This is a genomic window from Stenotrophomonas sp. (assembly GCF_050737075.1).
Lineage (GTDB): Bacteria > Pseudomonadota > Gammaproteobacteria > Xanthomonadales > Xanthomonadaceae > Stenotrophomonas.
Genome location: NZ_JBOHXV010000059.1, coordinates 22,125 through 31,993, shown reverse-complemented (window position 1 = coordinate 31,993; position 9,869 = coordinate 22,125). Strand labels below are relative to the sequence as shown.

Below are 9,869 nucleotides of genomic sequence, written 5' to 3'. Positions count from 1 at the left end.
TTGCTGGCCAGCAACGCCAGGATATGGCGTCCGACCGCATCGGCGGTGACGTTGGAGTCGGCGTGGGCGATCACGCTATTGACGTACTCGCTCACCTGCCCATTGGCCATGTGCGGAGTGGCCATCGCCTGGATCTGCGTATTGCGCTCGCGTAACGCGGCCATCGCGACCTGGACAGGATCGGCCGCAGCCGTCACCGGCGGGGCGGCAACTACCGGGGCGGCGATCGGAGTGGGAGTGACGGGCGCGCCTGCCGGGGGCGCACTGGTGCGGCCGGCATTGGCGAGGATGTGGCGATACTGCTGGTTCATGGTGGGATCCTCGATATGGCCGATCACGGCCGACTGGCTGACCTCAGGAAGAGAGGTGAATACTTGGGGGGACAGGCACGCCACGATGTGGCCGCGTAGCTGGGTGGCGACCGGTGACTGCGCGCCGTCAAGGGACTGCAAGTAGCCGCTGATGGCCACAGCGGCCGCACCTTGCCAGCGAGCGCCGGCCCCCGGATCGGCATCGACGACGGTGTCGGCCAACCCGGCTTCCACCGCTTGTGGGCCGGAGTACCAGTGGTCCACATCGTCGGTAAGCAGGCCTTCCATGTCCTGGCGCCGACCAGAACGTGCGGCATACGCTTCCAGCATTGCGGCGGCATGGGCATCGAGCGCATCGGCGTTCTGGCGGAAGGCAGTAGCGCTGCCGGCGGCCACCGTGCGCGGGGCATGCACCATGACCAACGAGCTGGCATAGACCTGGCGCTCATCACCGGCCTGCAAGATCAGCGAGGCGATGGAGGCGGCCTGCCCTTCCACGGTGATGACCTTGCGCGCCGTATGGGACTTGAGCGCGTTGTGGATGGCCAGTCCATCGGCGACGATGCCGCCAACGCTGTTGAGGCGCACATGGATGGTGGCGGCGGTGATCTGGCCGATCTGTTCGACCAGCTCGCTGGCCGACACCGATTGCTCAAACAGGAATCCGCCAATAGCGCCGTAGATCATCACCTCGGCGGTGTCGGCCTCAGCGCGGATCTGATACAAGGCCGGACCCAGCTCGGGGTCATGTCCGGCGTCGGCCCGGATGCTGTGTTCGATGGCGGCGGCCAACAGGCATGAACGCATGGTCATTCGCTCCTGGAAAGATCGTGCTGGAGCGATGCCACAACCTGGGCACGGGCTTCAGCGCTGGTGTTAGATGCCGGCGGCATCAGGTCGCGGTTCTGTTCCTGCCAGTCTTCGCGCTGGCGCAGCACATCGGCCGGGTTGTTGCCGTACTGCAGCGTGTTCTGCTGCGGAGAGACCCAGCCCCGGTCTTCAGCTTCGCCTTTGGCGTAGGCCTCTTTGAGCGGATCGATCCACGGCATGACCGGGCGCACATAGGTGGATGCCGCCAGATCGCGAAGCGTCCAGCCGCGCGGTAGGCGGATCCGCCCGGACAGCACGCATGCCTGGACAAAGCGCATGCGCTGCGGACGTATACACAAGGCGATGAAGCGCTCGGCCAGCATCAGGTAGCTGCCCCACTTCTCCACCAGTTCCTGGCGCTGCGCCGAGTAAGTGCCGTTGTAGTCCAGCGAAAGGCTGGAATAGCTCACGCCGATGCCGCCGGCGGCGGCGCGCAGCTGCTCTTTTCGCCATGTCGCAGCATTAGGATTGGGCCGGTCGGTGCCCAGACTTTCGATGGATTCGCCCGGCAGCAGATCATCGAAGATCGCGCCTGGTGCCAGCCGCAGCTCGCGAATGGGCACGCCGTCCTGAACCAGCGCGTTGCCGCCCAGATCGCCGCCGTAGGCTTCGCCAGAGCCCTTTTTGATCTGGAAGGTCATGGAGGCTGCGACCTTTGCGGCAATGCGCTCGGACTCTTCGTAGTCCTTTACGTCCTCAAAGCGCGACATCGAGCTGGCGAAGACGCTCAGCCCGCGAACCTGGTGCAGCCGCTTCACCAACGCGATGCGGTGCATGAAGTCGGCAGACACCCGCTTGGTCTCGGTGCGCGTCCCCATCGGATCGCCCGGATGCCGCTTGAACACGTGATAGGCAATCGGCTTACCCCACGCATTGCACTCCACTCCTTGGCTGATATTGCGCGCCGGGTCATTGAAGTCCAGCGGCACCAGGTCTGCTTCGAGCATCTCAAAGCTGTATGGAACGATCGAGCCATGATCCAGGTAGGCCACCGGCCCAATCAGGTCCTGGTAGAACGCGTCGCCATCGCGGAACCAGCTGCGTGCCAGCAGCTGCTGACACATGCCGTAGTCATGGGAGCCGGTGACCTCAGGCGCATCCCACCAGGCATCCCACAGATCATCCAGCTGCAGGGCGAGCGCGCGGTCAATCGGCTGACCCGGCAGGCGGGGAGCGGAGAGCACATCGATGCCCGAGCCCACCGTGTTTTGTACCAGCACGTTGAGGGCGTTGTCGGCCAGATCCAGATCGCGCTCAAGGTGGCGTGCCTGGTCGCGCAGTTGACGTGCATCCATGCCGGCAATGGCGCTACCACTGCCCCAGTCACGGGCCAGCTTGCGGTTGCGCGACGGACGAGTGACTTCATGGGCGCGGGCCAACACCGGTGCCAGCTGGTCTCGTGCGGTTGCGATCGCCCGGTCAGCGCCGATGGCAGTTGATAGCCGGCTCTTGGCCGTGAGCGCGCTGGACATCAGGTCACACCGCCAAAGTCAGCGTTGGCCCAGCGGGCCCGACGGCGGCCATTTGCAGCGCGGTCCACTGCTGCCTGCCATTCCTTACGACCGTTGCGGATCTCAGCCAGATCCGCGCGGGTCAGCTGCCGCTCACCGAAGCGAACCGACTGTCCAAGCAGGACGGCAGATTCGGCTTGGATATACAGATCCAGCATTTGCTGAGCAGTCTTCATGACTACATAGGCTAGGGGTTGGAATGTCCGGAACCTCAATAAACTCGTGGACACCAGCCGCTACAAGATGCTGATTTAGAAAGGGCGAAAAACTAATTTGTCGCCGCTTTCATTGAAGCCCTGGATCGCTCGCTTTCACCAGGCTTGGGCAGTCCGCCAGGGAACAGTTCGTGCAGCTTGGAGCGGGAAACGTTGAACTGCCGCATGACGTGTTTCACGGGAATCCCGTCCTTCAAGGCGGCACGTATTGCGTCGACTGGATACACCTTGGCGAGGGCCGGGAAATACGGCTGCTCGCCAGCGAAGCACTGCATCACCGACTCCACGAACGGCTGCGCCATTCGTTCGCTGATGCCAATGTCGGCCCGCATTGCAGCCAGGATGCGTTCGCGAAGCTGCTCGCTGGTCTCTTGTCGCTTTGCCATTACAGCCCCCATCCGTCGCGGCCGAATCCAGAACTGCGCGACCGCGTATCAGGCACGCTTTGCTTGGCGACCGTCTCCGCACCGCTGCTTCCAGTGGTTGATGTTTCACGGGAATCGGCGACCACTGATCCAGCAGTGGCGGCCAGCCGCGCCTCCAGCGCGTCCCAATCTGACTTGGTGTATCGGTGCAACCGCACCTCGGTGTGATGGGCGGCGGCGTAGCCGTAGACCCACGTATCGAGAGGCTCATTGCGGGTGACGCGCTTCTCAAACCGGTTCTTGACCGGGTTGTATACCTCCGAGACCAGACCGGGGTAGAACTCTGAGGGAAGCTCATCACTGAAGCGCACCAGCCTTGCCTCAGGCTGCCGCTCTGCATCGGCGGCGAGCCGGCTGTACAGGTAGTGCTTGGCCGCAACCGTGCCGACGTGGTGGATCATGATCCCGCGCTTGTCAGTGCGTTCCCTCCAGGTGACATCGGCAAGCTTGCCCTTGGACAAGATAGGGGCGTTGTTGGGGACCGCGCCGAAGATGCACATCACCCGGGTGAGCTTGCGCTGGCGCACGTAGTTCTTGACCGCCTCGGTACGGTGGCCGCCGGCGTCAATGGCGGTGGCCAACGCGCGCAGCTGGACCCCGTCCTCCCGTTCAATGGGGCGGTTGAGCAGGTCTGTCAGTGCGACCCACACATCCTCTTCGGCCGGATCACCGGCCAGCTCGACATAGTCCAGGGTCCACGCCGTCATGCCCCGCCCCCAGCCGATCATATGGACGGCAAGCCGGTTGTCCTGCGTGTCCACGCCCACCGTGATGGCCAAGACACCGCGAGGGGCATAGCGCAGGCGGTACGGTTCGGCGCGGTCAGCGATCACGTTGTGCTTGACCGCCCGCATCTTCGGGTCTTCCCACGTCTCGGCCAGACGGTCGTTGACGAATGTCTTCAGCGAGGCAGGATCGTTCTGCGCATCCAGCCACTCGCGCACCAGGTCGATCCAGCGCGGGCCGAGGCCGAATTGGTAGTACAGGCAGTTGATGTGATAGCCGCGGATGGGCGAATCCGGGTTGCCAGGCACCCAGCGGCCGGCCGAGATCATGTCCGCCTTGTGATGCTCTTCGATGCATACGCCGCAATCACTACAGGCGTACCAGGCGTGCTTGGCGTCCGGCGACCAATGCAGCCCGCTCCACTGCAGGTGCTGGAAGTGCCCACAGTGCGGGCACGGCACGTGGTAACGGCGCTGGTCAGACTTCTCATACAGCCGGGCAATGCGACTCAAGCCGGTGATGCCCGGGGTGCTGATGTACAGCCGCTTGTAGGTGGTCGGAAAAGATGACGTGCGCCCGTCCAGCATCTTCACCGGATCATCGCCGGTCAGCAGCACCTGCGGGGCTTCGTCGATCTCATCGACAACTAGGTTCTTGACCGTGGTCGATTTGAGGCGCTGCGGACTGCCCATGTGTTCCACGTAGAGCTGGCCACCGGCAAAGTCCTTGAAGGTGCGCTGGTTGGAGCTATCGCGGCTGGCGGTGCTGCTCAGTGCCCGGCGCACCGCCTTGCACACCTCGATCATCGGGTTGAGCTTCTGGTTCACCCACTTGTTCATGGATGCTTCGCCCGGCAGCGCATACATGATCGGGGCCGGGGCATAGTCCATCCAATACGCGATGGCGTTGGTCGCGATCTGGCTCTTGCCGAACTGGATCGGGAACATGCAGGCCTGGTCGTGCACCGGGCTGCGCGCGGACATGTTGTCCATCGGCTCGCGCAGCGGCGGGTTGCGGTTGGTGACCCAGCGGCCCGGTTTGCTGCTGCCCTTGCTGGACAGGCGCATGTGTTCATCGTTCCACTGCGACACGGTGAGCGGACGGCGCGGCTGCAGCGACCGGGCCAGCACGGTGTGGAGGCGAGCCTGGGCGGTCATTCAGCCACCGCCGTCGATGCCACACGGAAGCCTCGGCTCATCTCTTCCAAGGCGTGACTGACCTCGTTCCAGATCAGTTCCCGGCAGCGGGCCTCATCGGAGGTGGCCGCCAGCTGCGGTGCCAGCGCATCGGCCATGCGCTCCAGCTCCAGCTCCACCCGAATCGCAGTGGCCGCCTCGGCCAGCACGTGTTCCACCTGACCGGCATCGAGCAGCTTGCCCATGCTCACTTCGTAGTCGCGGGCGGCGGCCTTGGCGTCGATCTCGGCCTTGTCGGCCAGGGCTTTGGCCTTGCGCTTGGAATCGGGCGTGACCGGTAGGGCGGCACCCTCCCCGCTCTCTGCCTCGCCATCGGCCTCCAGATCGTCGGCATCCGCATCGGAGTCCGGGTGGGCCCCCTCCCCTGCCCCTGCCAGCGACGCGCCACGCGCCTGCGCATGGCGGGCAGCGACGGCACTGTAGCTGGGGTCTTGGGTCTGGCCGTACAGCGCCAGGGAGGCGTCGCGCAGGTAGCCCTTGCCGTCCTCGGCGCAGACCAGGCGACCCTTCTTCTTCAGCTCCACGATGTAGGACGGCCGGCAGCCGATCAGCAGCGCCAGATCCTTGCCCGAGACCTGTACGTCCTCAGAAGCCATTGCCAGCCTCCCCTTCCATCTTTTTCGAAAGAGCAGTGACAGAAGAAAACGCGCGCGCGAGCGGGTGTGTGGGATGTGCGGGATGACGTGCGGTCGTGAGAATCCGCGAAACGCCTGCGGCACATGCGCTGTGCGGGACGTGCGGGACGTGCGGGCACCTATACGCGCGTGACACACGCATGTGATGTGAGCGCATGTGGGCACGCGCGCACCCGCACACGTGAGCAGAAAAAGTCCCGCACGTCCCGCACACGCCCACTGCCACTAGGCCAAATGCCCGCACAAATGACCGCACGTCATCCCGCACGTCCCGCACGTCCGTAGCCGAGTGACTCATGCACGCCCCCGGTAGTCGTTGAACGCGCTACGGAACGCCACGAGCTCATCGCCAAGGAAGGCCTGCTCGGTGCGCTCATCCGGGGGAGCTGAAGATCCTAGCATCAGGAAGCCGTGTGGGCCCAGCGTTGTCTGCCCGACTGTGTAGCGCTTGCGCGCCCGGTCCGGGTGGATGATCTGCCGCTTGCGCACCAGGGCGTTGACGAACTTCGGATTGGGCGCAGGGCGTACCCCCTCCTTGCCGCACCACACCTTGTAGAGCTCGTACCACTCCTTCGACAGGGCCGGCCGTGGCTTCACCCCAGGGATGTCGTTGCCGTAGAGCTCATCCAGAAACCGCTGCGGGCTGTCCTGGCTCAGGCCGATGAGCTCGCGCTTGGCGTCCGTCATGGGCGGGTTGGTCCCGTTGGTGAACCCCGTAAGGTCCAGGCGCAGCAGGTAGTCGTGCAAGGCGGCCGTTCCGCCGTTGCGGATCTCCTGCAGTGCTTCCAGGTAAAACGCCTCGGTCAGCTTCTCCGGTGTCCAGATCACCGCATGCCGCCGGTCGTCCTCTTCGAGCACGACCGGCATGGCCTCGTTGGACAGGAACACCAGGTTGGCGTGGTTGTCTTCTTCATACGCCTGGAGGTTCTTGGGGTTGATGCGGATCCGGTCGCCGGTGATCAGCGCCTTGAGCTTGTTCTTGAGGTGGTATACCTCAGTGCGGGCAACCACCTCGTCGGCCAGCAGGAACAGCTTCCGGCTGGCCCAGTCGTTGAACTTGTCTTCCAGCGCGGCCTGATCCAGCACGCGGCCATAGTCGCCGAACAGCTTCATGTACTCATCGAAGAACATGTTCTTGCCGGTGCCCTGCGGACCATGGATGACGATGGTGCTTTTCATCTTGGCTCCGGGATGCTGGAGCGGGTACGCCAGCCATTTCAGTACCCAGTCGTACAGGGCCTTCTGATTGGCCTCGCCGCCGCACATGTGCCAGAGCAGGTGCAGCAGCTTTGAGCATTCGCCGGCCTTGGGAGTGGTCGGCCAGCCTGCAAACAGATTGCAAGTGACGCCTTCCTTCGTACCCGACGGGTCAAAGTCGACCTCGCGCACCCGAACGATGGATCTACCCGGGTGTTCCATCCACGCCCGGTGCAGCTCGCGGCGCACGCAGGCATGGCCCATGTCGCCCAACGCCATCAGCATGTGCTCCTTGTGATCAAACACCGTGCCGCCCTGCCCGTACACCAGCGCAAACCGCTCCAGCAGCTCATCGAGCGAATCCAGGGGTTTGAGATCGGACTGCCCCGCGCCCCCGGTGGAGGTGCTGGAAGCGCTGCGGTTTTCGCTACGAGGTCGCCACGAAAGCTCCGTGATGCGGGCCTCGACCTGGCTGCGCACCACGTGCAGGCCTTCAAGCACGTGCAGGTCGTTGAAGTCGCTGACCTTGCGGCCGGTGTCGATGAAGCGCTCGCACCGGCCCGGCTCATCGGCGAACTCCGGCAACAGCATGGCCCCGCCGACGTTGAGTGCCGCGGCCTCGGCTCCGAGTAGGCCTGCGTTGGAGGCTTCGTGCGGCTGGCAACAGGTCGGACAGAACTCCGGCGACTCTGCCAGCACCAGGCGCGACTTGCAGTGGCGGCACTTCTGGAGCACGTCGTCATCGCCACAGACCAATACCTTGGCGCTGCGGTAGCGCTTGGCAAGGGTGGCTGCGACCGGCATCAGGTTGCCGGCATCAAATGCCACGGCGACCGGGTAGCCGGTGGCCATGTGCAGCGTGGCGGCGGTGGCGTAACCCTCGGCTACCAGCAGGATCCACTGCGGCGTGCCGCCAATCAGGTGGAAGTGACCCTTCTTGGCGAGGCCTGCCGGCCAAAATTCCTTGGCCGGCTTGTTCGCGGCCTTGGCTTGTTTGGCACTGCGCAGCACCTGCAAGCCGTGTATGGAGCCGTTGGGATCCAACAGCGGGACCAGCGCCACGCCGCTGCGACCGTAGCGCAGCCCGAACGCCTGCACCGCCTTGTCGAGCAGATAGTCGGCCTCGCCTTCCGGCAGCGCCTTGTTCCAGGCTGCCGTGGCCCGTGCGGCGGCGCGCCGATTCTGCTCCAGCCGCGCCGCTTCCGCGCGTCGACGGTCCTCGGCCAGCCGGCGCTTGAGCGCCTCGCGCTGCTCCTGGCTGAAAGCGCTATCGCGCTTGTGCAGCTCGATCTTCTGCGCGCCGTTGTCGTTCCCGTGCCAGACGCCGAACGTACCGACGATCAGCACGTCACCGCTGCTGGTGTTGAGCTCGTGCAACACGTACCAACCGCGGCGCTCGCGCGAGCCTTCCACCCGGCAGCGCACCATGCGACCGCTGGTGTCCAGACTGTCGAGGATCAGGCCGACATCGGCGAGTTGGCCCAGCACATCATCGTAATTGGCAGACATTCAGTAAGTTCCAGAGCTGCTGTGTACACGGCCAGTGCGCGTTTGATTACCCGCGTCAGGGAGGCCTGGGGAGGACCCATCGACTGGCCGCCGTTCAGGTTCGAGGTTCAGGTCAGAGGGCGCGTCAGAACTGAATTGTCCACGCGGCCCTTCTATGCCTCCCCGGGGGGAAGGGGAAGCAGTGTTACCTGCATGTCGAACAGTGTTCTCAAGCGGGAGATCAGGCTGCTGGCCCTCCGCATTTCTATGCGTGCTCCATAGGCGATCTCGCTCTGCCAGAGCCTCGTCGCCTACCGGTCCGTGCTCAGCACCGGACAGCAGGCGCTCAATGACCTCCATCTCTGCACGCACTGCGGCGCTGATGATGCGGCGACCGTCCACTGTTCGTGCCCGGGGCGCGCGGTAGATGGCCACGTCACTCACGCGCCACCGTCTTCTTTGCGGCCCGACAGGCGTTTCGCTCAAGACGGAAACACAGCGTTCGGATACTGCGGGCCAGGTCCTGCATTTCGTCGGCCTCGCTGACGCTGAGGTCGCCATCTGCAACAGCGTCCAACGCCGTGCCCGATAGCTTCCCAGTCATCGAGTGCAGCTGCAGTAGCTTGTTTTGCAGTGCGTCCAACTCGTCGGTCCAGCCGCCTTCGGCCGGCGGCGGCACGAAGTCCACCATCAGATTGAACTGACCACCGAGTGAGGCGATCCAGTCGGTCGCGAGGTCAGCTGTGTCTACGAACTGCTGTAGGTACTCGGTGAGCATCTCCGCCATTTCCATCGACAGAGATTCGCCTTCCAGTCCCCGCAGTTTCTTGCGCAGGCTCTCGCCAGTGATGGCCTTTCCGCGCCGTGCTTTCAGGTATGCGGCGGCGGCCTGCACATTGCCTGGCGCTTGGGAGACGGCGCTGTACAGCGCGTCACGCCAGTAGATGTCGGACCGCTGGCAGGTCAAGATTCACCCCGAAACGCAGCGAGTTTCATCGTTTCGTTGTGTGGGGGTGTGGCGACAAGATGCGCCCCATGAGCGAAATCATTGGCTTTCAGCAGCGCATGCGCTTCACAGCCTTGCGCACCTTCGACGCTGATCTCGGCCCAGGCGGTGTGGTCGCAGTGTTCTTCGCGCCCAGCGGCGGCAAGCCTATCCATGGAAGTCCACCTCCCACCAACGAAGCGCCCGGCCTACGTCTCGTCGCTGGCCGTGCAAGCTGGCCCACTGATCCGCCGACAGCGACAGGCCGTCAGGGTGACGCGCTTCGATGAGCTCGATGTCAACCAGGCAA

Annotated in this window: 9 protein-coding genes; all 9 read right to left on the bottom strand. The window is 64.3% G+C overall.

The features are described from left to right. Positions 1-1,124 (bottom strand): head maturation protease, ClpP-related (locus tag ACREPD_RS14460; protein WP_431599959.1); only part of this gene is annotated, 1,124 nt, incomplete at its 3' end. Then, positions 1,121-2,653 carry a phage portal protein gene (locus ACREPD_RS14455; protein WP_431599958.1) on the bottom strand — a complete coding sequence of 511 codons (1,533 nt, stop codon included), beginning with the start codon at positions 2,651-2,653 and terminating at the stop codon, positions 1,121-1,123. The genes ACREPD_RS14455 and ACREPD_RS14460, both read right to left, overlap by 4 nt. Further along, positions 2,653-2,868: a primosomal replication protein PriB/PriC domain protein gene (locus tag ACREPD_RS14450; RefSeq protein ID WP_431599957.1), complete on the bottom strand. Its 216-nt coding sequence runs from the start codon at positions 2,866-2,868 to the stop codon at positions 2,653-2,655. Before ACREPD_RS14450 ends, ACREPD_RS14455 begins: the two co-directional genes overlap by 1 nt. 92 nt (positions 2,869-2,960) lie before the next feature. Beyond that, the gene (locus ACREPD_RS14445) at positions 2,961-3,293 is read right to left on the bottom strand and encodes a hypothetical protein (RefSeq protein WP_431599956.1); all 333 of its coding nucleotides are present in this window, start codon (positions 3,291-3,293) and stop codon (positions 2,961-2,963) included. Continuing rightward, a complete protein-coding gene (locus ACREPD_RS14440; protein WP_431599955.1) occupies positions 3,293-5,215 on the bottom strand; it encodes a phage terminase large subunit family protein in 1,923 nt (640 codons plus the stop codon). The genes ACREPD_RS14445 and ACREPD_RS14440 overlap by 1 nt, the downstream gene beginning before the upstream one ends. Next, positions 5,212-5,850, bottom strand: coding sequence for a hypothetical protein (locus ACREPD_RS14435; protein ID WP_431599954.1), 639 nt, complete (start codon positions 5,848-5,850; stop codon positions 5,212-5,214). Before ACREPD_RS14435 ends, ACREPD_RS14440 begins: the two co-directional genes overlap by 4 nt. 333 nt (positions 5,851-6,183) lie before the next feature. Continuing rightward, positions 6,184-8,595 (bottom strand): DUF5906 domain-containing protein, encoded by a 2,412-nt coding sequence (locus ACREPD_RS14430; protein ID WP_431599953.1) that lies wholly within the window; start codon positions 8,593-8,595, stop codon positions 6,184-6,186. Between the two features lie 415 nt (positions 8,596-9,010). Further along, positions 9,011-9,541 carry a hypothetical protein gene (locus tag ACREPD_RS14425; RefSeq protein WP_431599952.1) on the bottom strand — a complete coding sequence of 177 codons (531 nt, stop codon included), beginning with the start codon at positions 9,539-9,541 and terminating at the stop codon, positions 9,011-9,013. Further along, a complete protein-coding gene (locus ACREPD_RS14420) occupies positions 9,538-9,735 on the bottom strand; it encodes a hypothetical protein (protein ID WP_431599951.1) in 198 nt (65 codons plus the stop codon). The genes ACREPD_RS14425 and ACREPD_RS14420 overlap by 4 nt, the downstream gene beginning before the upstream one ends. Positions 9,736-9,869 lie beyond the last annotated feature (134 nt).